This is a genomic window from Streptomyces sp. NPDC001480 (genome assembly GCF_042894725.1).
Classification (GTDB): domain Bacteria; phylum Actinomycetota; class Actinomycetes; order Streptomycetales; family Streptomycetaceae; genus Streptomyces.
The window spans coordinates 1-26,904 of the sequence record NZ_JBIAVX010000041.1 but is presented as its reverse complement, the minus strand read 5'-3'; the positions used below and the strand labels follow the sequence as shown (position 1 = coordinate 26,904).

Below are 26,904 nucleotides of genomic sequence, written 5' to 3'. Positions count from 1 at the left end.
TTTGCCAGGGAGTTGCCCCGCCCCTACGCTCGGTCACGATCGCCAAGGCAACCTGCCCGCCCGTCACCTCTACCGCAGGGATTGGTCACGTGCTTCGACAGCCCGCGTTCGGACGACGCCTCAGGAAGTTGCGCACGGCCCGTGGCCTGTCCCAGACCAGGCTGGCCGGCGACGGCATGTCGACCGGTTATCTCTCCCGCCTGGAGTCGGGCGCCCGGCAGCCCACCGAGCGCGCCGTCGCCCACCTCGCCGACCGCCTCGGCCTGCGACCGGCCGACTTCGAGGAGCCGTCGACCGGTTCGCTGGCCCACGCGCTGACGCTCGCCTCCTCCACCGGAGCGGAGGAAGCGGTCGAGGCGCTGGCCGTGGCGCTGGCCGAGGAGGGCCACGAGGACCCCGTACTGCGCTGGCAGGCCCTGTGGCTGCTGGCACGGTCCCGTCGGCTCCAGGGCGACCACGAGGGCGAACGGGCCCGCCTGGAGGAGCTGGTGCGGCTCGGCGATCAGGTCGGACTGACCGAACTGCGGGTGCGCGGCCTGACCCGGCTCGCCCGCTGCCTGCGCTCGCTGGGCGAGATCACCGCCGCCCTCGACGCCTCGGTGGCCTCCCACCACCTCGCCCGGGACAACTCCCTGGACACCGAGGACCGGGCCGCGGCCCTGCTCGCTCTGGTGTCCGTCGAGGCCGAGGCGGGCCGGCTGCCGGACGCCCGGTCGCACGCCGACGAGCTGACCACACTGGTCGCGGGCAGGTCGGACGCGCTGTGGGCGGAGGCCATGTGGACGGTCGCGGCCGTGCGGATGCGGCAGGGCGACCACCTGACGGCGCAGCAGTTGCTGGAGGAGGCCCTGGAGAAGTTCGGCAGCGGCGACGACCTGGTGCTGTGGCTCAGGCTCCGGCTCGCCGCGGGGCAGCTGCACCTGGAGAAGGTCCCCGCGGACCCGACCGCCGCCGCGCGGTGCGCCCGGGCCGCCGAGGCGGCGCTCGCCTTCGTCGGCACGCCCGGCCTGCGGCAGGAGCTGACCGCGCTCAAAGCGGATCTCGCGTTCGTCACCGGCCGCTACGACGAAGCCCGCCTGCTGCTGGGCGAACTCGCCCGGGACGATTCACGCATCACCTACCGGGACCGGGTCCGGACGGACGTCCTGCGGCACCGGCTGCGGATCCTGTCGGGCGACCCGAGCGGTGCCGAGAGCCTGCGCGCGCTGGCCGAGCAGGCGCAGGCGGACGCCAACACCGACCTGGCGGCGCAGATCTGGCGGATGCTCGCCGAGGCTCTCACCGAGGTCCAGCTCGCCTTGAGTCCCGCTACAGCGCAAGGGGCGACGCTCCGCGGGGCAGACCTGTCCCCGAAGACGGAGGAACTCATATGAAGGGCACCGCAGCAACGGCCGTGGGTGCGATGGCGGCGACCGTGGTGTTCGTCCTGACCGGCACAGCCGCCGCCACCGGTGCCCGGCCGGAGCGCGTCTCCTTCGGAGAACTGCTCGCGTACGGTGTGCAGGACACCGTGCACAAAGAACGGTCCGGCACCCCCCTGCCGTTCCTGCAGGCCACCTGGGATGTGTCCAGCGCCGTCCTGTCGGTCCCGTCCTCCTGACCGCCGCCCCCGCTCACCCGCCTGCCAGGTCCGCCGGGGACCCGCCGCGGACACGGACGCGCAGCTTGCGGTGGACGCGGGTCAGATGCTGCTCCACGGTGCTCGTCCCCCACTCCAGCCGTGCCGCGATCTGACGGCTGGTCAGCCCCTCGGAGGCAAGGACCGCCACCCGCCGCTCGGCGGGGCTGAGCAGCGCCAGGGCATCCGGGCCGGCCATGCGGCGCCGCGTCAGCCGGTCCAGGCCGGGGTCGGGCAGGAACTCGTCGCACAGGGCGGTGGCCCCCATCTGCCGGGCCAGGGCGGCAGCGGCGCGCAGCGAGGCGTCGCCCCGTACAGTGACGTCCTCGTCGTGCAGGGCGCGCCCGAGGTCGGCCAGGGCACGGGCGGTCTCCAGCCGGGCGCCGCTGCGGCGCAGCTCGTCGACGGCCTCCCGCAGCACATCCGTGCGCTGCGCACACTCCCCCGTCGCGGCGAGCAGCCGCAGGGAGACGCCCCGCACCCGGGGCCGGGCCGCGTCGGGCAGCGCGAGCTGTTCCTCCACCAGCCGGTGCGCCTGCCGGGGCCGGTCCAGACACAGCAGTGCCTGGGCGGCGTCCGTACGCCAGGGCAGCCAGGCCGGCCGGTCCGTACGCCAGTTGACCAGCAGGCGGCCGACCGCGCGGAAGTCGGCGAGCGCGGCGTGCGGCCGGCCTGTGACGAGATGGTGCGATCCGCGAGCCCGCAGGTAGTGCGCCCCGTGGACGGTGGTCAGCAGCCGTCGGCTGACGGGATGGGCGATGTGCCGGGCCGCCTCGGAGCGCAGGCCCAGAGCGTCGCACGCCTGGACGAGCACCGCGGCCGGCGCGTACCGGAACAGGCTGCCACCGCGCGGCGGCAGCGCCTCCAGGGCCGCCGTCGCCCGGTCGTAGGCGGCCCGCACGTCGCCCAGCCGGAGCAGCGCCTCGGCGTGGAGGGTTCCCAGCATCGCCTGCCAGCCCGGAACCTGACGGTCCTCCGCCTCTGCCAGCACCCTGCGGCCGGCGGAGACCGCCCGCTCGGCACTGCCGGTGTACAGCAGTGTGCGCAGGGCCGCGACCAGCGACGGCAGGGTGGCGTCCGTCAGCGGGGCCGACTCCAGCAGCCGGACACAGGCCTCCGGATCGGCGTCGAGCAGGGCGCCGAAGGGGGAGCCGCCGGGCGCCGGGCGGCCGTCCTCGCTCGCCAGGACCGAGTCGGCCTCCTCTATCCGGCCGTGGGTCAGAAGCAGCTCGGCCAGTCGGGAGGCGTCCTCGCCGCCGGGTCGCAGTGCGCGCGGTCCGGTGCCGAGCGCACCGAGCCGCAGCCCGGCGGTGTCGGGGTCACGGCGTGCGGCGGCCTGCGCGAGCCGCAGCGCCACGTCGGTGCGGGTGCCGGCGTCGGGGCAGACACCGTGGGCGAGTTCGAGGATCCGCTCGGCCGGAGCCGGACGGTCGTCGAGCAGCAGGTCCTCGGCGGTGTCCCTGAGCAGAGCCAGATCCTCCGGCCGGGCCGGCCGCCGTATGCCGTCCGCCAGGGGCGCGAGGAGGTGAGCGGCCACCACCGGAGCCGGGGCACCCACCTCGCGCAGCGCCATGGCGGCACGCCGGTGCAGATCGGCGCGGACGCGGGCCGTGGTGTCCGCCAGAACGGCGGTGCGCACCACGGGGTCGGGGAAGCGCAACCCGTCGAGCAGACCGCAGCGACGCAGGGCGGTGAGCCCCGGCCCGGCGACTTCCGCGTCGTCGTCCAGCATCTTCGCCGTCAGCGGCTCGGTCGTGCCCTCGTCCAGGACCGCCACGGCGCGGGCGGCGGCGACCGCGGCCGGCCCGCTGCGCCGCAGACAGGCCGTGACGGCCGCGGCGAACGGGCCGTCGGCCGCGGGCGCCGCGGCCGTCACGGTCATGTCCTCCGCCAGCAGGGCGGTCAGCAGCATCGGGTTGCCGCCGCTGAGCCGGTGCAGCTCCGCGGCGGTCCATGCCGGGGCCGGCGTGCCCCGCTCAGCCGCCCGGGCGGTCAGTGCGCCGGCGGTCTCCCGCGGCGACAGCAGGCCGAGCGGTATCCGCCGTACATGCGGGTGGCGGGCCAACTCGCCGAGGAGTACCGGATCCTGGGCCGTGCCGGACGAGATCAGCGTGGTGACCACCAGGACCGGGGCGGGGCGGGCGTGCTGGACGAGGTAGGGCAGCAGGGTCAGCGTCTGCGGATCGGTGTGCTGAAGGTCGTCCAGACACAGCACCACGGGGCCACCCCGGGCGAGGGCGCACAGCTCGGCACCGAACACCTCGACGGCGTCCGCGGGCGGTGCGCCTTCGGCCCCGCTCCTGGGAAGCGCGAACGCCGGTGCCGCGGCGATCAGCCGGCGCAGCACGCTCAGCGGCTCCTGCCGTTCGGTCGCGGTCGCGGCGGCGGCGAGCACGAGTGCTCCGGCCGCGTCGGCCCGGGCGGCCACGGCGTTCAGGATGTGGCTCTTGCCGCAGCCGGCGGGGCCCTCGATCAGTACCAACCGGGAGCGTCCCGCCGCACAGGTGGCGAGCACCTCCTCCAGGGCGCCGGCCACCGACACGGTGGATGCCTCCGGGACCGCCTCCGTCATGAGCTGCTCCTTCGCTGCGGGTCCGCTGATCCGGGCCAGGATGAGAGGGCGGCCTCTAAGCCAGGTCGAGCGGGAATGGAGGTGCCCTGCGGACCTCCGCGGCCGCGGGCTCAGGACGTTTCCGTCATCGCTTTCGGCGGTGGCGGCGCCGGCGGCCGCCCGGTCCGTTCGAGACCCGTTCGAGGAACGGATGAGGATTCCGTGAGGCCCGTACGAGAGCCGCGGCACGGCGCCTGGCAAAACATTGCCCGGCGGTTGCCCGGGACCCTACGCTCGTCGCGGCGCAGAGCCCGCCCGAACCCGCTCCGTCCGCGCGTCCCGAGGGAATGGTCACATGCTGCAGCAGCCCGCATTCGGCAGTCGTCTCAGGAAACTGCGCCAGGCCCGGGGACTGTCCCAGACTGCGCTGGCCGGTGACGGCATGTCGACCGGGTACCTCTCCCGCCTGGAGTCGGGCGCCCGCCAGCCCACCGAGCGTGCCGTCGCCTATCTCGCCGAGCGCCTCGGCCTTCAGCCGGCCGACTTCGAGGAGCCCGCGGGCGGTTCGCTCGCTCATGCGCTGTCGCTGGTCGCCTCCACCGGATCGGACGACGCCCTGGAGACGCTGCGCGAGGCGCTGGCGGCCGAGGCGCACGAGGCACCCGTGCTGCGCTGGCAGGCGCTGTGGCAACTGGCCCGGCAACGGCGGGTCCAGGGCGATCACACCGGTGAACGGGGCTACCTGGAGGACCTGGTCCGGCTCGGCGACGAGGTCGGGCTGACCGAACTGCGGGTGCGCGGCCTGACCCGGCTCGCCCGCTGTCTGCGCTCCCTGGGTGAGATCCCCGCGGCCCTCGACGCCGCCGTCACCGCCCATCACCTCGCCCGGGACTCCGCCCTCGGCGTGGAGGACCGCTCCGCCGTGCTGCTCGCGCTGGTCTCGGTGGAGGCCGAGGCCGGCCGGATGCCGGACGCCCGGGCGCACGCCGACGAGCTGACCGTGCTGGTCGAGGGGCGGTCGGACGCGCTGTGGGCGGAGGCGATGTGGACCGCGGCCGCCGTACTCCTGCGGCAGGGCGACCACACGGCCGCGCAGGCCTGCCTGGAGGAGGCCCTGGAGAGGTTCAGCAGCAACGAGGACCTGGTGCTGTGGCTGCGGCTGAGGCTCGCGGCCGGGCGGCTGCACCTGCAGAAATTCCCGCCGGACCCCGAGGCCGCCGAGCGGTGCGTCACGGCCGCCGAGCCGGCGCTCGCCTTCGTCGGCACGCCCGGTCTGCGGCAGGAACTGACCGCGCTCAAGGCCGACCTCGCGTTCCTGACCTCACGATACGACGACGCCCGTGTCCTGCTCGGCGAACTCGCCCTGGAGGAACCACGGATGACGTACCGGGACCGGGTCCGGCTCGACATCCTGCGGCACCAGCTGCGCATCCTGTCCGGCGACGAGGGCGGCGTCCAGGGGCTGCGCGCCCTGGCCGAGCAGGCTCAGGCGGACGCCAACATCGACCTGGCGGCGGAGATCTGGCGGATCCTCGCCGAGGCGCTGGCCCAGTCCCAGATCCAGCGGGCCTCGACTTCGTCTGCAGTGCCGGGGACCACGCTCGGGAACCCGGCATCCACGCAGACGGAGGATTTCGTATGAAGCACTCCCGTACGGCCGCGGGCATCGCCGCGGCGGCACTGGCCACCGGGCTCGTCCTGTGCGGCGCCGAGACGGCGGCCGCACAGCAGGACGCGCCCCAGCGCATCACCGGCCACCAGCAGCTGGTGGAGAGCCTGCGGCAGGCGGTCGCACTGGAGCGGGAGGCCGGCGACAGCTCGCTGTCCCCGCAAGTGGTGGGCCGCTCGACCGTCACCGGCACGCTTCCGTGCTGAGGGGGCGGCGACAGTGACCGACGGCGCCGCACGGGAAGACGACACGGCACGAACGGCGTGGTGCCCGAGCGGTGCCGCGCACGCACCCGAGTCGCTGGTTCTCGGCGTCCGCGCCGGAGTCGACGGCCGCGTGGCCTACCTGGCCGACCCGGTGCCCGCCGCCGAGGTCCTGGAGCAGATCCCGGCCGACATCGAACCGCGGCGGGTGCTGCGGTTCGCCTCGCACTGCGTCGCCGAGTGCGTCAACCGGCGCGGCGACGACTGCACGCTCATCGAGCGGGTCGTGACCGCCTACCCCGCCGCGGCGACCGGCCGCGTACCCCAGTGCCACCTCCGTGCCGGCTGCAAGTGGTGGTCGCAGGCCGGCGTCGACGCCTGCCGCCGCTGCCCCGCCATCTCCACCCGCCACCACACCGACGACGAACTGGCGACGCTGGTGGCCGACCCGGCCACGACCCTGGAGGAGATCGACGCGGACTTCGCGCGCAGCGCGTGACCCGCGGTCACCGCGGAACCGGCTGCGCCGCAGCCGGTCCAGGCTGTGCGGACGGCTGCCTCGTGGTCAGGGAGCGCACCTCCCGGCTGCACAGGGCCGCCGTTGTCGCGAGGGTGACCAGGACCGCGCCGCCCAGCAGGGTGCTGTGGACGCCGAGCCGGCCGGCGACCGGGCCCGCGGCCATCTCGCCCAGAGGGAGGGCCACGAAGGAGCCGAGGGCGTCGTAGGCGTAGACGCGGGCCAGACGGTCCTGGGGGATGTTCTCCTGGAGGGAGACGTCCCAGGCAACGCCGAACTGCTCCAGGGCGGCGCCGTTGGCGAACATGGCGAGGCCGAGGAGGAGGGCGTTCGGGGTCTCGGCGAGGACCACCAGGGGTACGGATTCCAGGGTCACCAGGGCCACGCCGAGCAGGAGGGCGTGCCGGACCCGGGAGCGGGCGGCGAGCACGCCGCCGACGACCGCGCCCGCCATCTCGGCGGCGAGCACCGCACCCCACAGACCCCGGCCGAAGGTGTCGTCCGCGACGACCGGGCCGAGCACCTGCACGCCGCCCGCGATCACCGCGTTGACCACCATGAACTGGAGGACGACGATCCACACCCAGCGGCGTGCGGTGAACTCGTGCCAGCCTTCCCGGAGTTCGTGGACGGGGCGGACCCGCTCCGGGGTCCTGTCCGCGTGGGCGGGGGACGTGGTCACGCCGAGGAAGCACAGGGCCGCGCCGGAGAACGCCACCGCGTTGCCGGCCAGCCCCCACCCGGGGCCGAGCACGGCCGCGACCACACCGGCGAGCGAGGAGCCCGCGATGGCGCCGAGGTTGATGCCCATCCGCAGGACCGCGTTGGCCGGGCGGATCAGGTCGGCGGGCACGGTCTGCGGGGTGAGCGCGGCGGAGGCCGGCAGGGACAGCGCGGCCAGGGCACCGTTGAGGGCGCTGAGGAGTACCAGCAGCGGGATCGAGGTGGCGTCGAGGAGCACGCTCGCGGCGATGGCGGCCTGTACGGCGGACGCGGCCAGGGCCGAGCCCTGGAGCACCAGCGCGCGCCGTACCCGGTCGGCGACCACCCCGCCGACCAGCAGCAGCACCACATTGGCCAGTGAGCGCGCGCCGACCACCAGACCCAGGTCGGTGGTGGAGCCGGTCGCGTCGAGGACGGCGAAGGCCAGGGCGACGGGCGCCATCGCGTTGGCGAAGTAGACCAGCATCCGGCCGGCCGCCAGGCGGCGGAAGGAGCGGTGTGCCAGAGGGGCCCATGAGCCTCCCGCCGAGCCGCCGGGTTCGTCCTGTTCGCCGTGTTCCCCTGCGTCGGTCATGCCCTCGTGTGCTCCCTGTCTCGGTCGTTGTGCCGTGCCGTGCCGGCCGGGTGCAGGGTGAAGTGCACCCGGGCCACGGAGATGCCCAGGTCCTGCACCGCGTACGGGCAGAAGTAGTACGCCTGCGGGGTCGCCGCGGCAGCCATGGTGACCGTGAACTCGGCGTGCACCCGTTCACCGGGCCGCGTCGCCTCCACGCGGCGCAGCACCGGACCGACCTTGGCGTCGAGGTAGACCGGCAGTACGACGCCCAGGTTGACCGTCCCGGCACGCCGCGCTTCGGCCTCGATCACCACGTGGAGGCTATCGCCGGCCACCACGTGCGCCGGTGCCTTCACACTCAAGTCGGCCGAATCGAGCAGCGTGTTGGCGACGTCGCCGCAGCGCGCGCAGACCAGCTGGACCGTGTCGGTGACGGCGGGCACCCGCCCGCGCCGGCGGTACGACACCAGGGGGCGGCCGCAGGCGCACGGGGTGGCCGCGGGGACGGGGGCCTCCGCGACGCTGCGCTCACCGAAGTAGGTGGGGAACTGCAGCACCGGGTCGTCGTGGTGCTTGGCGAAGCGGTGCGCGAGGGCCAGGTCGAGGGACTTGGTCTCCTTGGTGAGGCCCACCAGGGCCGCGGCGGCGTCCGGCGGCGCCATCGCCACCGTACGGACGACATCGTGCAGGAGGGTGTCCGAGAGGGCGCGCAGGCGGGGACGCAGCGGGTAGTCCGGCCCGAGCAGGCCGCTGTCCAGCAGGCCGGTCAGGCGGGCGCCGACGGCGTGCAGCGGGAAGTCCTCGGCCGGCTGCGGCTGCGGCTGCGGCTCGTCGGCGAGGCCCGACGACTGTAGTCCCACCTGGGCGAACGCCGGGTACGGGTTGATGTCCCGCAGGGAGGCGTTGACGGCACCGGCCGCGCTGCCCGCGCGGGCGGCGCCGGTGAGCCAGGCCAGGTTCTCGGGGCGCTGGCCGTCGCAGGCGGTGAGGGTGGCCACCACCGTCTGCGCCGGACCGTCCAGGGCGTTGAGCAGGATCAGGTACTTCGGGTCGTACATGGCGTGTCCGGCCAGCGCGCCGCTGAAGCAGTTGGCCAGGACGAGTTCGGCGGCCCGGACCGAGTGCGCCGGGATCAGCTTGTCCATGGGCTTGTTGCAGCCCAGCCCGTAGGCGCACCTGGGGCCCAGGGCGCCCGGCGGCGCGGCGACCGGGCTCGCCCCGCACAGCGTGAACTGGCCCAGATTGAGCTGGTCGTCCTTGCCGTTGCCGTGGAACAGCACCCGCTGCCACACCCGGCCCAGCGCCAGCTCCCTGACGTCCAGGCGGCGCATGTCCTCCGCCCCGCACCACACGTCCGCGCCCGGCACCGGTTCCGCCGCGTCGAGTTCGGAGACGACGCCCACCGCGGCGCCCGGCACCACCCGGCCGTACTGCTTGGCCACCACCCAGCTCAGGCTGTGCACGTCGCGGCCGGTGAGGAGGAACAGCGGCCGTCCGGCGGCGTGCGTCGCCTCGACGATCCCCTGCACCTCGTCGCCGCGGAGCGCGCCGTAGGTGCCGACGAGCAGCACCGAGCCCTCCTCGGGCAGTCGCGCGGGATCCGTCACCCAGTGGCGGGCCAGCGGAGCGACGAGGGCGCGCAGCGCCTCGGGCAGCGGGTCGTCGCCGAACAGGATCCCGGTGTCCGCCGGGTCGGGGGTGCGGTGGCCGGCGTAGACCTGCTCGGCGAGGGCGATGCCGGCCAGGAGGTCGCCGCGGTCGCCGGTCCACACCGGCAGCGGGCCGTATCCGGCCTCCGCCTCGGCCACCGCCCGGGTGTAGTCGCTCAGTTCGGCGTACGGGGCGAACACGGGTCCGTTGAGGGTGTTCATGACGCGGCCTCCTCGGCGTTCTCGTCGACCTTCAGCTCGAAGTGCCGCAGTACGGCGTGCATCCGCTGCTCGACCTCGTCGGCGGTGGCGCCCTCGACGTGCACATAGCCGGTGGAGGCGTGGGAGGCGCGCGGCGGGTCGAGGACGTCGCCGGGTGCCGCGGTCAGGTGGGCGCCGATCACGCCGGGCAGCCGCATCAGTTCCTCCTCGGAGCTGATGTGGACGACTCGGCCGGGCGCGGTCGGCAGCAGCAGGTCGCCGACAGCGCGGTCACGGGTGTACTCGGGCAGTGGCACCCGGTCGAGGTAGGTGTCGAGGATGATGTGCAGGAAGTCGAACCCGAAGGCGAGGCCGTGGTTCATCGGTACCTCGCAGCCGCTGAGCCGGGCCGCGACCTCGCTCATCACGAACTCGCCGTCGTCGGTGAGGAAGAACTCGCCGTGCAGGTAGCCGTAGGGGATGCCCAGCCCGTCGGTGAGCCGCTGGGCCAGCTCGCGGGCGTCGACGGGGATCTCCTCGCCGGGCGCGTAGGTGATGTTGGCGTTGATCTTGCCGTCCAGGACCTCCAGGATCGGCACCGGGTTCTTCGACAGGTACGCGTCCAGCACCACACCCCGGGAGACGACCGCGCACAGCTGGAACTCCCGTCCCTTGACGTACTCCTCGACCATCCACTCCAGGCCGGGGTCGAGCGGCGGGACGTCCGCCAGGCCGTCCGGGGAGTCGATGCGGTAGGTGCCGATGCAGGAGTCGGAGTCGACCGGCTTGAGGATCACCGGCCAGCCGTGCTCCGCGCCGAAGCCGGTCACGTCGGACAGCGTGTGCACCGGCCGGTACTTGGCGTGCGGGATGCCGAGTTCGGCGTACCGGTCCTTCATCGTCGTCTTGTTGCGGACCCAGCCGACCTGTTCCTCGGTCAGGTGCGGCAGGCCCACCAGGGCGGCGAAGCGCTGGGCGGCGGCCTGCAGAGCCTCGTTGGGGTTGCAGAAGTACGCCGGCCGGGGCAGGCCCTCGGTCCCCTTCATCCAGCGCAGGTAGCGGGCGGCCTCGTCCTGAAGGGGTGCGGAGGTGTCCAGGGTGAACGTCGGCACGTGCGCCGTGCGGGCGACGTACTCCTCGTCCAGCGGCACGGAGTCGAAGCGCAGCAGGACGACGTCGACGTCGTCGCGGGCGAGGACGTGGTCGGTGAAGGTGGCCCGGCGGCTCTCGACGAGCAGGACGGCGGGGCGGGCGGGGACGGCGGGGACGGCGCTCATGGTCGTACTCCTGTCAGGTCCGGGTCGGGGGAGAGGGGTTCAGCCGATGACGCGGGTCGAGCCGTCCAGCCGGCCGGGGCGGGTGCGGCGCAGGTCCCGGACGAGGTTGACGCGCTTGAGCCAGCGGTCGCCGCCGTCGAACCCGGCGCGGAAGGAACGCCGGCCGTGCACCACGTTGCGGTTGTCGACGAAGCAGACCGCGCCGGTGGGTACGACCACGTCGGTGAGGTTGCCGTCGAGGTGGGCGACGAGCTGGGCCAGCGCCTCGGCGGCCTCCGGGTCGCCGTCCTGGGCGCGGAAGAAGTCCCGGTCGATGCGGAGCACCGGAAGGTCCCGGTGGCCCTCGAGGACCGGCACCGGCCGGGGCACGAACGCGCCCTCGGCGAACTCGTGCGCGGAGTCGGGCAGCGCCACGAACCGCGGCTGGGAGAGCACCTCGCGGATACGGTCGGGCAGGCGGTGCGCGTCGATGTGGGCGACGGTGGTGGGCACCCGGGACTCGTTGCGCAGCGCGAACAGTCCCACCCAGTCCGCCCGGTAGGGGGAGAACGCGTCCTCCGTGTGCCAGGCCAGCTCCAGCTCGCTGGAGGCGGAGATCAGGCTGTTCTCGTACCCCTTGCTCGGCAGGATGTCGGTCACCAGGCGGCCGGCCTGCTGGGTGGCCCAGCCGGTGACGTCGCCGAGCAGCGCGGCGTACAGCACCAGCAGGCAGCCGTAGACCTGGCTCGGCTCGGTGTCGGCCTCGCTCCAGTGGCCGGGCGTGGCGCCGAGGGCCGCCTGGTCGACCAGGTTGCCGCGGATCACCGTGACGTGCGTGGTCTCGTCGCGGCGTGCGGAGTTGAGGTGCCGGCGTACGGTGAGCGGCAGTTGGTGGGCCAGGACCGGGGCCTCGTCCAGGAAACGCGGGTCGTCGGCCGCCTTGTACTGCTCCAGGCAGGCGGTGGCCAGGGCGTGCGCCGCGTGGGCCTCGCGGGGGGTGAGGTCGAGGGCGTGGTGGCGGGGCTCTGCGACAAGGCTGGCGGTCATCGGGTCCTCCGGTGCGGGTGCGGCTTTCGTGATCGGGTGCGGGTGGCCGGACCCCCTGGGGTTCACGGCCGGTGCGGCGAGTGGGGGCCTAGAGCGGGTCGCCCAGGCGGTCGTTGATGTGGTCGAGGCAGAGCTCGTAGAGGTCCTCGGGGTGGCTCTCGTACCAGCCGTCGGGGACGACGGCCGTCGAAGGCCACAGCGCGTGGTGACCGGCGGCGTCGGCCAGGACCACAAAGGTGGCGAACTCGTCGGCGAACGGGTCGTCCTCCGCCGGGTGGTCCAGCACCCGCAGGTCGCCGTCGGCGTCCAGACGGGCGGCACGGCCGGTGCGCCACATGCGGGCGGTGGAGTCGTCGGGGCCGCCGAACGGGTCGGGCAGGAAGCGTTCGCCGGTCGCCCCGGGCGCCCCGGAGTACCCCCGGGCCACGCCCGCGCCCGCGATGTACAGCGAGCCGGTCTCACCGGGGGCGACGGGCTGCAGCCGGGCGTCGAGGACGTAGGCGCGGTAGCCGGGGGCGGGCCGGGAGGGGCCGCCCGGCACCTGCTCGACGACGAGCCGGCCTTCGGCCCAGCCACCGCTCACGGTCAGCTCGGCGCCCTCGGAACGGGCCAGCGCCACCAGCGCGGACAGTTCGTCGTCGACGCCGCCCAGCACCACCCGGGCGTCCTCCCGCCGCAGCCAGCCCAGCACCTCGTGCGGCACCGCCCGGGCGAGGGAGCCGTCCGGCACGTGCACCCGGGCTCCGGAGACCAGTGCGCCCAGCAGACCGAGCGCGGCGTCCCCGTCCGGGTAGCCGTGCACCAGCCAGGCGGCGTCCGCCGGTTCGGCCAGGGTCGCCGCGGCGACCGCCTCGGCGCCGATCAGCACCGTGCCGTCCTCGCCGGGCACCAGCAGGACCGGGTCGTCCGCCTCTACCGGCCGGGTCCGGTCGGCCTGGGTCACCGGCCAGTGCCCGGCCGAGGGCAGCAGGTCGGCGCTGTGGTCGCGGACCAGCCGGGCCGCGCCCGGCACGGCCGGCAGCAGCAGGTCGGCCGTCTCGTCGAGCAGCAGCACCACCGGCCGCAGCGACTCCGCCAGATCCAGCGACGGATCGACCGGCAGCAGCGCGGCACCGGTCTTGGCGACGGCGAGCGCGGCCACCGCGAACCCGGTGGGCGACGACAGCGCGGTGAGCACCGAGGTGCCCGGGCCCGCCTTGTGCTCGAGGAGGGCATGGGCCAGCAGGTCGGAGCGGGTGTCGAGCTGGGCGTAGTCGAGACCGGCCAGCGCGGGCGCCTGCGGGGTGCGGGCCACCTGGGCGGCGAACAGGGCGGCCACGTCCTGCGTGGGCAGCGGGAGGTCGGCGCCCGCCCATACGCCGGTCTCGGCGGCGGCCGGGCCGGGCAGCAGCCGCAGCCGGCTCAGCGCGGTCATGGGAGCGTCCAGGACGGCTTCCAGTACGGCGGTGAACTGGCCGGTGAGGGAGGCGGCGACGGCCTCGCCGACCGTCTCGTGCCGGTAGGCGGCCGTGACGGTGATGCCCGCGGGCACGCCCGCCGAGGTCTGCCGTTCGGTCAGCGTCAACCCCAGGTCGGCGGCGGGGAGCGGCAGTTCGGGAAGCTCCGGCTGGACCGTGAGCCCGGCCGCCTCGAACTGTCCGAGGGCGTCCTGGAGCACGGTCAGCGCGACCCCGCCGCCCGGCATCGCCAGCGCGGCCTCGCCGTCCCGGTAGGCGGCGAGGTCCGCCTCGCGGACGCGGCCGAGCAGCTCGTCGAAGGCCGGGTCGCCGGACGTGTCCACCGACAGCGCGAGGACCCGTCCGAAGGGCCCGACCGCGCCACGCAGGCCGACGCGGTCCCTGGCCGGAACCGGCGCGGCCACCGTGACCTCGCCACCGGTTCCGAGGCGGGTCAGCAGGGCCGCCAGCGCGGCGTGCACCACCATGAACAGGGTGCTGCCGTGCTCGGCCGCGAACCGGGTGAGCCGTTGGTGCAGTTCGTCGCCGAGCTCGGCCTGGAGGGTGCCGTAGGAGGCGTCGCCGGCCTGCGGCGCGCTGCCCGGCAGCGGGGTGGCCGGCAGGTCGCCGAAGACCGTGCGGGGCGCCGCCTCCAGTCCGGCGGGGGAGCGGCGCGGGGTGTCGCCGGTGGCGCGGGCGCCGTAGGCCTGGGCGATCTCCGCGGCCAGCGGCAGCTGCGACCACAGGTCGACGGAGGTGGCGGGCAGGACGAGGTCCAGCAGGTGGTCGTCGGCGGACAGAGTGCGCAGCCGGGTGCCGGCCGCGCCGAGGCGGGAGTTGCGCAGCGCCTCGTGCCGCCGTCCGAGGTCCTCCAGGGCCTGTTCCAGGGCCTGCTGGTTCAGCCCGCCGCGCAGCCTGAACGGCAGCACCGCGCTGTCCGCACCCGCGGCGGTGGGGCCGGTGGCGGCGGCGGGGGTGTCGCCGACGAGCGCGGCGAACTCGGCCGGGGTCGGGGCCTCGTACAGCGCGCGGCTGCCCGGGTCGGCGCCCAGCGTCTCGCGGGCCCGCGACAGCAGCCGGGCCGCGGCCAGCGAGTGGCCGCCGATGCGGAAGAAGTCGGAGTCGGCGTGGACCTTGCGCCGGGGCAGGCCCACCACCTCGGCGAACAGATCGCGGACGATCTCCTGGATCGGAGTGCCGGGTTCGGTGCCGGTCTGGTCGGCGGTGAAGGCGGGGACGGGCAGTGCCTTGCGGTCGACCTTGCCGTTGGCGTTCAGGGGCAGTGCGTCCAGGGTCATCAGTGCCGACGGGATCATGTAGTCGGGCAGCCGCTCCTGGAGGTGGCCGCGCAGGACGACCTCGAGGTCGACGGTGCGGTCGAAGGCGGTCGGTGTGTTGGCGCAGGCCTCGACGGGGGCCGTCGGTGCCGCGTACACGCCCGTCAGCGGGCCGGCGGGGACCCGGGCGGGGTCGACGAAGACGATGTCGAGGAGTTCGGCGCTCTCGTTGGACCAGGTCGGGATGGCCCGGTAGCCCAGACGCTCGGCCGCCGCGCACAGCGCCTCGGGGTCCGGGGCCGTCGCGTCCTGGGGGGTGAGGTAGATGCTCTCGATCGGGTTGTCCAGGGCGTGCATCGCGCTGTACTCGTCGTGTACGCGGCGGTTGGGCACGGCGGCCAGGCGCAGCAGGGCCGGCCGGTGCGTGGTCAGGTACTGCTCGGCGTCGGTGACGGAGGAGATCTCCTCGTCCCAGCGGGCGACGGGCGCGGCGGAGAGGTCGGCCACCGGCTCACCGGTGGACAGGACGGCCTCGTAGCGGTAGCGGGTCAGCTCGTTGTGGTGGCTGCCGCGCTTGGCACGTACGTCCACCGCGCGCACCGCGGGCAGTGCACGGGCGAGAGCGGCGAACAGGGCGGGGGAGAGCAGCAGTTCGGTCTCCATCGCCACGCGCTGGTCGATGGAGCGGCGCAGGGCCTCACGGCCGCTGTGGGTCGCGCCCGGCCGGGCCAGCTCGATACCGGTCTGGAAGCAGCGGGCCAGGTCGAGGTTGCGCAGGTCGCCCAGGAGCAGCGAGCCGCCCGGGGCGAGCAACGGCAGGGCCCGCTCGATCACCGTGCGCAGATAGGCGAGGCTCGGGAAGTACTGGATCACCGAGTTGACCACGATCGCGTCGAAGTGGCCGGCGGGCAGCCCCGTGGTGTCGTCGGCGCCCTGGCAGCTGAGCCGGACCTTGCCGCGCAGGACGGGGTCGGTCCCTGTCTGGGCGGTGAGCGCGGCGACGACGGAGGGGGAGAAGTCGGTTGCCCAGTACTCCTCGACCTCCTCCTCGCGGGCCAGACGGCCCATCAGCAGGCCGGTGCCCACGCCGATTTCCAGGACGCGGCGCCTCGGCAGCTCGCGGATCCGCTCCAGGGTGGCCGCCTGCCATTCCCGCATGTCCTCGGGAGGAATCGGCAGGGCGTCGTAACTGCTGTTCCATCCCGCGAAGTTGGTGCCCAGCTCCGCTGCGTCGGCGTCGTCGTAGAGCGCCTCGTAGATTTCCTTCCACTCGGTGATCTGGGCGTCCTCCTCGGCGGCGGTGGCGGCCGCGGCGGCGGGCACCACGTGGGCCACGAGGCGCTTGTCTCCGTCCTTCGTCTCGTGCAGGGACACCGCGGCTGCCGACACACCCGGGTGGGAGGCCAGCACCGACTCGATCTCGCCGAGCTCGATGCGGAAGCCGCGCAGCTTGACCTGGTCGTCCACCCGGCCCACGAACTCCAGCGCGCCGTCCTCCCGCAGCAGCACCACGTCGCCGGTGCGGTACAGGGGACCGCCGCTGCCGGTGAACCGGTCTTCGGCGAACCGCTGCGCGGTCAGCTCCGGCCGGTCCAGGTAGCCGGTGGCCAGCCCGGGGCCTCCGAGCAGCAGTTGACCGGTGCCGCCGGGAGGTACGGGGCTGCCGTCGGCGCCCACGACGACGGCGACGGTGGTGCCGATCGGGCGGCCGATGGGGATCGTGCGGTCGCCCTCGGCGGGCTCGGCCACCTCGTGCCAGGTGGCGAAGGTGGTCGTCTCGGTGGGCCCGTACACGTGCAGCAGCCGCTCGGGCGCGCCGGCCGCGAACACCTCGCGCACCCGGCGCGGGTCGCAAGCCTCGCCGCCGAAGAGCACGGTCCGCAGCGGGGCGAAAGCGTCCGGCCGCTCCCGGGCGACCAGATTGAACAGCGCGGTCGTCAGGAAGATCACCGAGATGCCGTGCGCACGGACCGCCTCCGCGAAGCGGCTCGGGTCGACGACGGTGTCCTTGGCCAGGCCGACCAGGCGGGCGCCGGAGGTGAGCGTCGTCCAGACCTCGAAGGTGACCGCGTCGAAGGCGGGGTTGGCGGCCTGGGCCACCACGTCGGAGGGCGTCAGCCGCAGGTAGTCGTGGGACTGGACGAAGTCCAGCACGGCCCGGTGCGGTACGACGACACCCTTGGGCGTGCCGGTGGTCCCGGACGTGTAGCAGACGTAGACGGCGTCCTCCGGGCCGGTCGTCTCCTCCGGCAGCGTGTCGGGCCGGGCGGCGATCTCGGCGGCCTCGGCGTCCACGGCGACGACCATCGCGTCCAGACCCTCGTACTCCGCCGCACCCGTGCCCTCGGCCAGCACCGCGCGGGCCGCGCTGTCACGCACGATCAGCCGGCGCCGCTCGGCCGGGTTGGCGGGGTCGACTGGGACGTAGGCCGCGCCGGCCCGCACGATGCCCAGGAACGCGATCACCATGTCCGGGCCCGGCCCCAGGGAGGTCACCACCCGGTCGCCGCGCCTCACGCCGCGAGCCCGGAGATGGGCGGCGAGACGGTTCGCCGCCTGGCTGAGCTCCCGGTAGGTGAGGGACACGTCGTCGCCGGCGCACCCGGGGTAGGTGATCGCGGGCGCGTCGGGCCGCGCGTGGACTTGCTGCTCGATGAGGCCGGAGATGGACATCAGCACTCGCTCCTTACGAAAGCCTTCCGGCTTGACAAAACCTTGCCTGAATGTTGGCAAGTCGATCCTGAGACAGCGTCTCGGAGCAGTGGAGCGGCACTGGAGTCGCAGGTGGGAGGGCGCAGGATCGCGGCAACAGGAGGGAAAGGTGTTGCCAGCCCCCCCGCAACGACCGAAGCCCCCGCGGCGGCCTGCCGGCCGGCGGGGGCGTCTCGGTGGGGCGTGTGCGAGGGGCGGCGGTGGTGGGCCGGCTGGTGTTGTCGGTGGTTTTGGCGGCGTCGGCTGAGACGCACCGGCGCCGGGAACGCCGAAGCCCCCGCGGCGGCCTGCCGGCCGGCGGGGGCGTCTCGGTGGGGCGTGTGTCAGAGGGAGGCGGCGGTGGGCCAGCCGATGTCGTCGGTGGAGGCGGTGGTGGCGGTGGGCCAGCCGATGTCGTCGGTGCTCTCGGCCGAGGCGGTGGTGGACTTGGCGGTGGGCCAGCCGATCGTGTCCGTGGCGGCGGCGCTGACTCCCGCGGTGGTGAAGGCGGTGGCGGCGACGGCGGCGGCGGTGACGGCGATCCGGGCGATGCGGTTCATGGCTGGCTCCTCGGTGACAACTTCGTGTTGGTTGCTTGGCAACCTCTTGCCTAGAAGGTTGGCAACGATGCCTCGCGCATCACTGGGGAATGGATGGAGGTGTACTCGACGAAGGCTTCAGAAGCGCCCCAGGATGCTGGCCGACACCCCCGAATTGCCAAGTGAAATCCCATTTGACCTGCTGAAACAGATCTAGTTGGCAGAATTGGAAGTGTTCCGGCAAGGCTTGGCAATTCCTAGGGGCACGAGCCGGGGAGGACTGAGCGTCGCGGCAGAGGACCCACTCGCTAGAGTCCCGCCTGAGTGCATGTTGCCAACCTCGTCGACGTGTTGGCAATGTGTTGCCTGATAAGTGGCAACTCATTGCCCCAAGAAAACGGGGGGAGGCCCCGGCAGTGAACGCGACATCCCACGGCGACCGGACGGTCCACCTGAACGCGGCCGGACTGGGCCGCATGCCCGCTGCCGCACGAGCGGTCCTCACCGAGTGGACGCGCCACGAGGACCGGTACGGGCCTCACGAGTTGGAGGAGCACTTCGACGACGTCCTGCACCGCGAGATCTACGCACGCCTGGCCGCCCTGCTGGGCGCGCCGCCCCGGGACACCGTCCTGTTCGCCGGCGCCGCCGACGCCTTCGCCACCCTCGTGTCGCGTCTCCGGCTCGGCCCGGGCGACCGCATCTGGACGACCCCCTACGAGGGCGCGGCCAACCTCACCACGCTCTTCGCCCTGCGCGACCGCACCCGTTGCGGCCTGAACGTCGTACCGCTGCGGCCGGACGGTGACCTGGACCTGGAGTGGATGGCGAGGAACATCGACGACACCGTCGCCCTGGTCTCCGTGGCGTACGTCCCGGCAGGGTGCGGCATCGTCAACCCTGTCGAGGACATCGGCCGCGTCCTCGCCCCGTACCGGTGCCTGTACGCGGTCGACGCCTCGTACGCCGTGGGCCAGCTTCCCGTGGACGCGGACCGCATCGGCTGCCATCTGCTCACCGGGGACGGCTGGCGGTTCCTGCGCGGCCCGCAGTCGGTGGGATTCGCCTACGCGGCCCCCCGGCTCAGGGAACTCCTCGGGCCGCGTGGCGTCGAACCCGACCTGCCACCGGCGAACGCCGCCGTCACGGCGCTGAACACGGCCCTGGCGGAGCCTGCCGGAGCATACGCGTTCCAGGAACTCGGCCCGGTCCTGCGCGCGGCCGTCGAGGCGGCTCCCGGCACCGAGCTGATCACTCCCGGGCGGATCCAGTCCGGCATCCTCACCTTCCGGCACACCGAGCTGCCCGCCGCGCTCATCCGCCGCCGGCTGGCGGAGCGGGGAGTCTTCGTCTGGAAGACGGTGGGGCAGGAAACCCCGCTGTTCCTGCCGGGGCGCGGGGTCACGACGGCCGTCCGTGCCACCGTCCACGGCGACAACTCGCTCCGGGACGTGGACGGTTTCGGCGCGGCTCTGCGGGAGGTCGTGGCGCGGGAGCGGACCGGCCTGGTGGCCGCACCGCGCCGCGTGGCGGCGTCGGTCGCGGTACCGGGCTCGGCCGGGGCTCCCGCTCCGGCCCTGCCTGCGGCGCACGCCCTGGGCCCCCGTCAGGCGCCCACGAGGGCACGGCACCTGAGGCTGTGCCCCGCGCCCTGACGGCGCACCGCGACCCGGCGGCGCCCAGCGGCGCCGGTGAGCGGCAGTGAGCCGGCGGTGAGCGGACGGTGAGCGCCTGTCGCGAAGGTATGGGCGAACCGGATCCACCGGGGAACCGACACCGCAGCGAACAGGAGCAGGACCATGGGTGAGCTGACCGGCAAGACGGCACTGGTGACCGGCGCGTCGCGGGGGATCGGACGGGCCGTCGCGCTGCGGCTGGCCGCCGAGGGCGCGTACGTCGCCGTGCACTACGGCAGCGACGAGCAGGCCGCCGCGCGGACGGTGGAGCGGATCGAGAAGGACGGCGGCCGGGCTTTCGCCGTACAGGCCCGGTTCGGCGAGGAGGGCGCGGTCGACCAGCTGTTCTGGCAGCTGGGCGCCGGGCTGGACGGGCGCGGCCTCGACATCCTGGTCAACAACGCGGGCATCAGCTCCGGCCACCCCATCGCCCACGTCACCCCGGAAGAGCTGCGGCAGCTGTTCGAGGTCAACGTCAGCGCCCCCTTCTTCGTCACCCAGCGCGCGCTGCCGCTGCTGAACGACGGCGGACGGATCATCAACATGGGCTCGACGGCCAGCCGGTTCGCCGTCTCCATCCAGATCGGCTACACCCTCACCAAGGCCGCCCTGGAGGCGCTGGCCCCGACGCTCGCCAACGAGCTCGGCCGCCGCGGCATCACCGTCAACACCGTCGCCCCCGGCGCCATCCGCACCGACCTGACCGCGGGCTACACCGCCGTCCCCGAAGTGGTCGCCGAACTGGAGGCGATCACCGCGCTCGGGCGGCTCGGGGAACCGGAGGACGTCGCCGACGTCGTCGGCTTCCTCGCCGGTCCCCAGGGGCGCTACGTCACCGGGCAGACCATCGACGTCTCCGGCGGCACCTACCTCGGCCCGATCATGCCCGCGTGACCGTGCGGCCCGCGTGCGGCGAACTGCGGTGAATAATCACCGGCATGCGGTTCACCATCCTCGGCGAAACCAGGGTCCGCCGCGACGACGGCACAGAACTCCCGCTGGGCGGACCGGCGCGCCGCGCGCTGCTCGCGCTGCTGCTCGCACGCCCCGGCGAGACGGTGCCGGCCGACCGCCTGGCCGAGGAGAGCAACCCCGCCGGCCCCCAGTCCGCACACGCCCTCCAGTCCCAGGTGTCCCGGCTGCGCACCGTCCTCGGCCCGTCCGCACCCATCGAACGGACCGGCGCCGGCTACCGGATCGTCGTGCCGTACGACGCCGTGGACGCCGGCCGGTTCGAGCGGCTGGCCCGCGACGGCCGCGCGGCGCTCGGTGCGGACGACCCCGCCCGGGCCGCCGCCCTGCTGCACGAGGCGCTCGGGCTGTGGCAGGGCCCGGCGCTGGCCGACCTCGCGGACTCCGGCTCCGACACGGCCCGGGCCGCCACCGTACGCCTGGAGGAACTGCGGCTCGCCGCCCTCGAGGACCGCCTCGAGGCCGACCTGCGGCTCGGCGAACACCGCTCGGCGATACCGGAGTTGCGAGAACTGACCGGGCGTCACCCGTTGCGTGAACGGCCGGTCGCGCTGCTGATGCGGGCCCTGTCCGCCGACGGCGCGCAGGCCGCCGCCCTCGCGGTGTACGAGACGACCCGGCGGCACCTGGCCGACGAACTCGGCGTCGACCCCTCACCCGAACTGTCCGCGCTGCACCAGGAGTTGCTCTGCCAGGACCCGGTGCCCGCCGCCGCTCGGCCGCCCGCCCAGCTGACCGCGCTCGTCGGCCGTGACTCCGAGGTCGCCGACCTCGACGCCCTGCTGCGCCGGTCCCGCCTGGTCACGCTGACCGGGCCGGGCGGGGTCGGCAAGACCCGGCTGGCCGTCGAGGCCGCCGGTGCCGCGGACGGCGAGGTGTGCTTCGTCCAGCTGGCACCCCTGCGGGAGGACACGGCCGTGCCGCAGGCGCTGCTCGGCGCGCTCGGCCTGTCCGGGAACAGCCTGCACCTCGGCGCGGACGGCCCGTCACCCGCCGAACGCCTGGTCACGGTGCTGTCCGACCGGCCGCTGCTGCTGATACTGGACAACTGCGAGCACGTCCTCGACGCCACCGCCGCGCTGATCACCCGCCTGCTGGCGGCCTGCCCGCACCTGCGCGTCCTGACCACGAGCCGGGAACCGCTGGGCATCATCGGCGAACACCTGTACCCCGTACGCCCCCTCGATACCGACGCGGCCGTCCGCCTGTTCACCGACCGGGCCACGGCCGTACGCCCCGGCCTCGCCGCCGACCCGGCCACCGTGCGACGCCTCTGCGCCGCCCTCGACAACCTGCCGCTGGCCCTGGAGCTGGCCGCGTCGCGGCTGCGCACCCTGGACCCCGACGACCTCGCGCGCCGCCTCGACGACCGGCTCGGCATGGCGGCGCGCGGCGCCCGCACCGGCGACGGACGGCACCGGACCCTGCGCTCGGTCATCGCCTGGAGCTGGGAGCTGCTGCCCGAGCCCGAACGCCGGGCGGCCCGGCGCTTCGCCGTCTTCGTCTCGGGCGCGACCGCGCCCGCCGCGGCGCGGGTGTGCGGCACCGACCCCGACACCCTGGAGTCCCTGGCCGACAAATCCCTCCTGGAGACGGCCGACGGCCGGTACCGCATGCTGGAGACGGTCCGCGCCTACGCCGGCGAGCAACTCGACGCGGCCGAGCGGTCCGACGACGTCCGCCGCGCCCACGCCGAGCACTTCCTCGACCTGGCCCGCACCGCGGACGCGCGACTGCGTGGCTCCGCGCAGCTCGACGGGCTGGCACGGCTGACCGCCGCACACGACGACCTTCTCGCCGCGCTCCGCTGGACGGCCGACGCGCCGGAACCGGGCACGGGACTGGCCCTGCTCGCGGCTGCCGCGCACTCCCTGTGGATCCGGGGCATCCCCGCCTGCGTCGCCACGTACGCGGCCCGCCTGCTGGACATCCTCGACGGCGAACCCCCCGCCGGACTCGACGAGGAGTTCGCGATCTGTGTGCTGCTGGCCGCCTCCGGCCCGGCCGGCCACCCGGTCTGGCACCGGCACCGGGCCCGTGCCGCGTCGGCCCTGGACGCCGTCTGGTCCGGCACCGGACAGGGCCGCCATCCGGCCGCGCTGCTGCTGTGGGTGCTGCGCAACGCCACCGACGGCGACCCGCACCGTGCGTACGCCCTGGTCTCCGCCCAGAGCGACGGATCCGACCCGTGGGCTCGGGCCGTCGCCCAGTACGTCACCGCTTTCGGCGCCCTCGGCGAGGACGACCCCGCGCGCGGCGAGCACGCCCTGCACACCGCCGCCGAGGCGTTCCGCGCACTCGGCGACCGCTGGGGCACGGCGCTGACCCTGGACGCCGTGGCGGCCCTGGCCGGAGCACGCGGCGACCGTACGGAAGCGGTCGCCCTCACCGATCAGGCCCTCGCCCTCACCGAAGGGCTCGGCGCCCTGGCCGACACCGCCGACCTCCTGGTCGGCCGCGGCGACCACCTGGCCGACACCGACCCCGCCGCGGCCCGCGCCGACTACACCCGTGCCGCCGAGCTGGCCCGGCGCACCGGCAGCCCCGCCGGTCTGGCGGCGGCCCAGCGCGGGCTCGGCGATCTGGCCCTGTCGGCGGGCGAGACGGCCGAGGCGGAGCGCCGCTACCGGGAGGCGCTGGACCTCCTGGACGCCCGCTGGGTCCGGAGCATCGGCAGCCGGGTCCGCGCACTCGCCGGTCTCGCCCGCGTCGCCGAGATTCGCGGCGACCGCGACACGGCCCGGCTCCACTACCGGCGGGCCGCCGAGGCGGCGACGGTACCCGGCGCCTCCGCCTCGGCCGTGCTGGCCATGCTGGGCCTGCCCGAACCCGTGCTCCAGGCGGTCCAGGGGCCGTGAGCCCACCGGTCGTGCGCGGCCTGAGCGGCGGTGGAGGTAACGTCTGCGACGGCGCACACTGGGCGGCGGGACGACGAAGGAGCGGGACGGCGTGATGGTCGGTATCGGGGACACTCTCGACGAGGCCGCCGCCGAACACTTCACGCGCCCGCTCCCCAAGTCGGCACAGGCCCAGATACGGTTCCTGGTACGGCAGATGAGGGGCACCAGGCCGGTGGCCGAGCTGCTGGGCGTCTCGCAGCGCACGGTCGAGCGTTACGTCAAGGGCCAGCTGAAGCGCCCACGCCGTGACCTCGCCGAGCGGCTCGAGAGCGAGGCCCGCAGACGCTGGCAGCCGCGTGTGCGGGAACGGGCCCGGCGGCAGGCGGCGGCCACGGGCGGCATCTTCGTGTCGACCCGGGCGCGCTTCGGTTTCACCGCCGCCCCCGGGACCACCGACGACCCCCGCGTCCGGTACATCAACCAGGCACTGCCCCCGGACTACGCGGCCCGTCTCTTCGCAGCCCAGGAGGCTGGCGCCACCGAGGCCCAGCTCCGGGCGATCCTCGCCGAGGGCCTGGGCGAGATGTACTTCCGTGACCGGGGCAATCGCGCCCGGGACCTGTCGGTCGAGTTCAGCGACATCGAGGAACTGGAACTGGAGTTCTGAGACGCACCGGCGCCTGGAACGCCGAAGCCCCCGCGGCGGCCTGCCGGCCGGCGGGGGCGTCTCGGTGGGGCGTGTGTCAGAGGGAGGCGGCGGTGGGCCAGCCGATGTCGTCGGTGGAGGCGGTGGTGGCGGTGGGCCAGCCGATGTCGTCGGTGCTCTCGGCCGAGGCGGTGGTGGACTTGGCGGTGGGCCAGCCGATCGTGTCCGTGGCGGCGGCGCTGACTCCCGCGGTGGTGAAGGCGGTGGCGGCGACGGCTGCGGCGGTGACGGCGATCCGGGCGATGCGGTTCATGGCTGGCTCCTCGGTGACAACTTCGTGTTGGTTGCTTGGCAACCTCTTGCCTAGAAGGTTGGCAACGATGCCTCGCGCATCACTGGGGAATGGATGGAGGTGTACTCGAAGTGGACATCAAGAACACCTCAGAACGACGCGCAATGCCCCGGATCCGTCCGGGGCATGCCGTTGTCGAACTGACTTGACCTGCGAAGACAAGCCGTCTCGGGAGAAGTCGAGCCTGTCTGGCAAAACTTGGCAACCTCTCGGAAAGGGAGCCAGAGCGAGCGGGAATCATTTGCCAACAGCCGGCCACACCTTGTCCAGCATGAGCTCGAGGAACCGGTCCGGGTGGCGGAAGGCCGCGAAGTGGCTGGCGTCCTCTATGAGGGCGAAGTCCTTGACCGGGGCGGTGACGGCCTCGTAGAAGCGCCGGGCCGGCTCCGGCGGGGTGAGGGCGTCGTGGTCGCCCTGGAAAAGGAAGAACGGCAGCCGGAAGTCGGTGCCCTCGGCCCGCTCGTCGATGCTCATGGCCTGCGGGCCGAGCTGCTCGGCGAAGGTCATGCCCTTCAGGTAGGTGCGCAGCCCGCGCAGGGTGTGCAGGGGTGAGAACCACAGTGAGCGGATCACCACGGTCTTCATCGTGTCGTAGCTGAGCGGGTCGGTGGTGATGACCAGCTTGTTGAACTCCGACCACTGCTCGGTGCTCCACGCCGTCCGGTCCGCCCCCATCGCGGCGACGGCGGCGTACTCCTTGCGCTTGCCCGACTTCTCCAGCCGGCCGAGCAGCGCGTCGTACGCCTCCCGCTCCCGCCCGCCCGCGATGATGTTCTGGTCGGTGCCGACGTAGGCGGAGTACAGCTCGGGGTGGTTGCGGGCCAGGCGCAGGCCGGTGACCGTACCGAAGGAGTTGGCGACCAGCAGGACCTTGTCGACGCCGAGGCGGGCGCGCACGTGCTCGGTCACCTCCAGGGCGTCCCGGTAGTACCGCTCGATGCTCATCTCGCCCTGCCCGTCCGGGCCGCCCCGGCCGAAGGTCAGCCCGGAGCCCCGCATGTCCCAGCGCACGATCGTGAAGTGCCGTTCCCAGGCACGGGTGCGCGGGATGAAGATCTGGTTGGAGGCGCCGGGGCCGCCGTGGATCTCGAGGACGACCGGGTTGTCGCGGTCCTCGCCGCGCACGGAGATCCACTGGTCGATGCCGCCGATGCGGACGTATCCGGACTCGTCGATGCCGTTCGGTGTGGTGATGGCGAGGCGCCTGGCGTTGGCCGCGCGCTTGAGCTGCCGGTAGCCCAGCAGGCCGGCGGCGGGCGCGGCGACCAGGGTGGCGGCCGAGGCGGTGAGGACGGTGGCGAGCATGACGTACCCCCTAAACTGTTTATCGCGTCAGCAGTTGTGTTTACGGTATATACAGTTGGAGTCGGGAGTCAACCGGCTCCGCTCACCGACCGAGAGGACCGTCATGCCGAGGGGTACCGCGAAGAGCGCAGACCGGGACAAGCCTCGCGATCTGCGGGCCGGTGTCGCCCTGCTGTGGGGCGAACAGGACCAGCCCACCCGGGGGCCCAAGCCGAGCCTGTCGCCGCAACGCATCGCCGCCGCGGCCGTGGAACTGGCAGACGCCGAGGGCCTGGACGCCGTGTCGATGAACAAGGTCGCGGCCGAGTTCGGCGTCTCGGCGATGGCGCTGTACCGCTATGTGCCCGGCAAGACCGAACTGGTCGAGCTGATGGTCGAGTTCGTCCTCGCCGCCCCGCCGGACCTGTCGGACCTCGCCGGCGACTGGCGGGCGGGCGCCGAGGAGTGGACCCGCCGCTCCTGGCGGGTCTACGAGGCCCACCCCTGGCTGCTGGCCGCCACCGCGATGCGCCGCCAGGTCATGGGCCCCAACCAGCTCGGCTGGCTGGACGCCGCCCTCGGGGCCCTCGCCCCGGCCGGGCTCCCGGCGGCCGAGCGGCACCAGGTGTTCCTGCTTCTCGCCGGTCTGGTGCGCAACCTGGCCCAGCAGCTCGTCGATCACGACGAGGAGCACAGCCGTGAGTTCACCCGCCTCACCGCCGAACTCCTCGACCGCCATGCCGACCGCTTCCCGGCCTTGACCGAGGCGATCGCCGACGGCTTCTTCGCCCCGAACCCGATCGACCCCCTGGACTTCGCCCTCGAACGGCTCCTCGACGGCGTCCAGTCGCTGGTGGACCGCGCCGGGCCGCCAGGCGCCCGTTGACCGGTCTGCGGTGAACGGCTGAAGCGTGGCCGTGCGACCGCACAAGCGCCCCGCAAACACGCCTGCATAGCCTCTGGCCAGATGTACGACCCGTCCTGCACCGACAAGGGGCCGGCCGCGGGACCGACAGGAGGCGACACACGTATGTCTGTGGAAACCACCGCGCCGCCAGGAAGGGCGCCGTCGCCCCCCAAAGAGGTCCGCCGTCTGGACCGGGTGGTCATCCGGTTCGCGGGCGACTCCGGGGACGGTATGCAGCTCACGGGTGACCGGTTCACGTCGGAGACGGCGTCCTTCGGCAACGACCTGTCGACG

At 73.9% G+C, this 26,904-nt stretch carries 19 protein-coding genes; 10 read left to right on the top strand and 9 right to left on the bottom strand.

Annotation, left to right across the window (positions count from 1 at the left end):
- Positions 1-89 precede the first annotated feature (89 nt).
- Entirely contained in the window at positions 90-1,373 is a 1,284-nt protein-coding gene (locus tag ACFY01_RS45165) for a helix-turn-helix domain-containing protein (protein ID WP_390741610.1), read from the top strand.
- Complete coding sequence (locus tag ACFY01_RS45160; RefSeq protein ID WP_390741609.1) at positions 1,370-1,600, top strand: hypothetical protein; 231 nt, start codon at positions 1,370-1,372, stop codon at positions 1,598-1,600. Before ACFY01_RS45165 ends, ACFY01_RS45160 begins: the two co-directional genes overlap by 4 nt.
- Before the next feature lie 13 nt (positions 1,601-1,613).
- Here ACFY01_RS45160 and ACFY01_RS45155 read toward each other — a convergent pair whose 3' ends face one another.
- On the bottom strand, positions 1,614-4,190 hold the full coding sequence (locus ACFY01_RS45155; RefSeq protein WP_390741608.1) for an AAA family ATPase: 2,577 nt from the start codon (positions 4,188-4,190) through the stop codon (positions 1,614-1,616).
- A 334-nt stretch (positions 4,191-4,524) separates the two neighbouring features.
- Here ACFY01_RS45155 and ACFY01_RS45150 point away from each other — a divergent pair, with 334 nt between their 5' ends.
- Genes ACFY01_RS45150 through ACFY01_RS45140 form a run of 3 tightly spaced genes read left to right on the top strand, consistent with a single transcriptional unit; the run spans position 4,525 to position 6,540 of the window.
- Positions 4,525-5,811, top strand: a complete 1,287-nt coding sequence (locus ACFY01_RS45150) for a helix-turn-helix domain-containing protein (RefSeq protein WP_390741607.1) — start codon at positions 4,525-4,527, stop codon at positions 5,809-5,811.
- Positions 5,808-6,044 (top strand): hypothetical protein, encoded by a 237-nt coding sequence (locus ACFY01_RS45145; RefSeq protein WP_390741606.1) that lies wholly within the window; start codon positions 5,808-5,810, stop codon positions 6,042-6,044. Before ACFY01_RS45150 ends, ACFY01_RS45145 begins: the two co-directional genes overlap by 4 nt.
- A 13-nt stretch (positions 6,045-6,057) precedes the next feature.
- On the top strand, positions 6,058-6,540 hold the full coding sequence (locus ACFY01_RS45140) for a hypothetical protein (protein WP_390741605.1): 483 nt from the start codon (positions 6,058-6,060) through the stop codon (positions 6,538-6,540).
- A 7-nt stretch (positions 6,541-6,547) separates the two neighbouring features.
- On the opposite strand, the gene ACFY01_RS45135 is transcribed toward ACFY01_RS45140, so the two are convergent.
- The 6 genes from ACFY01_RS45135 to ACFY01_RS45110 all read right to left on the bottom strand — a co-directional run bounded on the left by ACFY01_RS45135 (position 6,548) and on the right by ACFY01_RS45110 (position 17,954).
- Entirely contained in the window at positions 6,548-7,855 is a 1,308-nt protein-coding gene (locus ACFY01_RS45135; protein ID WP_390741604.1) for an MFS transporter, read from the bottom strand.
- Positions 7,852-9,708, bottom strand: coding sequence for a hypothetical protein (locus ACFY01_RS45130; protein WP_390741603.1), 1,857 nt, complete (start codon positions 9,706-9,708; stop codon positions 7,852-7,854). The genes ACFY01_RS45135 and ACFY01_RS45130 overlap by 4 nt, the downstream gene beginning before the upstream one ends.
- Entirely contained in the window at positions 9,705-10,964 is a 1,260-nt protein-coding gene (locus ACFY01_RS45125) for an ATP-grasp domain-containing protein (RefSeq protein ID WP_390741602.1), read from the bottom strand. The genes ACFY01_RS45130 and ACFY01_RS45125 overlap by 4 nt, the downstream gene beginning before the upstream one ends.
- A gap of 39 nt (positions 10,965-11,003) precedes the next feature.
- Entirely contained in the window at positions 11,004-11,990 is a 987-nt protein-coding gene (gene gntD, locus ACFY01_RS45120) for a guanitoxin biosynthesis L-enduracididine beta-hydroxylase GntD (protein WP_390741601.1), read from the bottom strand.
- Positions 11,991-12,078: 88 nt separating this feature from the next.
- The gene (locus ACFY01_RS45115; protein WP_390741600.1) at positions 12,079-17,376 is read right to left on the bottom strand and encodes an amino acid adenylation domain-containing protein; all 5,298 of its coding nucleotides are present in this window, start codon (positions 17,374-17,376) and stop codon (positions 12,079-12,081) included.
- Positions 17,377-17,738: 362 nt separating this feature from the next.
- On the bottom strand, positions 17,739-17,954 hold the full coding sequence (locus tag ACFY01_RS45110; protein ID WP_390741596.1) for a hypothetical protein: 216 nt from the start codon (positions 17,952-17,954) through the stop codon (positions 17,739-17,741).
- A 395-nt stretch (positions 17,955-18,349) separates the two neighbouring features.
- Here ACFY01_RS45110 and ACFY01_RS45105 point away from each other — a divergent pair, with 395 nt between their 5' ends.
- The 4 genes from ACFY01_RS45105 to tpg all read left to right on the top strand — a co-directional run bounded on the left by ACFY01_RS45105 (position 18,350) and on the right by tpg (position 24,088).
- Positions 18,350-19,588: an aminotransferase class V-fold PLP-dependent enzyme gene (locus ACFY01_RS45105; RefSeq protein WP_390741599.1), complete on the top strand. Its 1,239-nt coding sequence runs from the start codon at positions 18,350-18,352 to the stop codon at positions 19,586-19,588.
- Between the two features lie 144 nt (positions 19,589-19,732).
- Complete coding sequence (locus tag ACFY01_RS45100; RefSeq protein WP_390741598.1) at positions 19,733-20,503, top strand: SDR family NAD(P)-dependent oxidoreductase; 771 nt, start codon at positions 19,733-19,735, stop codon at positions 20,501-20,503.
- 44 nt (positions 20,504-20,547) lie between these two features.
- Entirely contained in the window at positions 20,548-23,439 is a 2,892-nt protein-coding gene (locus ACFY01_RS45095; protein ID WP_390741597.1) for an ATP-binding protein, read from the top strand.
- Between the two features lie 94 nt (positions 23,440-23,533).
- Positions 23,534-24,088 (top strand): telomere-protecting terminal protein Tpg, encoded by a 555-nt coding sequence (gene tpg, locus ACFY01_RS45090; protein ID WP_390741615.1) that lies wholly within the window; start codon positions 23,534-23,536, stop codon positions 24,086-24,088.
- A gap of 76 nt (positions 24,089-24,164) precedes the next feature.
- On the opposite strand, the gene ACFY01_RS45085 is transcribed toward tpg, so the two are convergent.
- Positions 24,165-24,380, bottom strand: coding sequence for a hypothetical protein (locus tag ACFY01_RS45085; protein WP_390741596.1), 216 nt, complete (start codon positions 24,378-24,380; stop codon positions 24,165-24,167).
- Positions 24,381-24,656: 276 nt separating this feature from the next.
- Positions 24,657-25,724 (bottom strand): alpha/beta fold hydrolase, encoded by a 1,068-nt coding sequence (locus ACFY01_RS45080; RefSeq protein WP_390741595.1) that lies wholly within the window; start codon positions 25,722-25,724, stop codon positions 24,657-24,659.
- A gap of 103 nt (positions 25,725-25,827) precedes the next feature.
- Between ACFY01_RS45080 and ACFY01_RS45075 the strand changes: the two genes are divergently transcribed.
- Complete coding sequence (locus ACFY01_RS45075) at positions 25,828-26,589, top strand: TetR/AcrR family transcriptional regulator (protein WP_390741594.1); 762 nt, start codon at positions 25,828-25,830, stop codon at positions 26,587-26,589.
- Positions 26,590-26,904 lie beyond the last annotated feature (315 nt).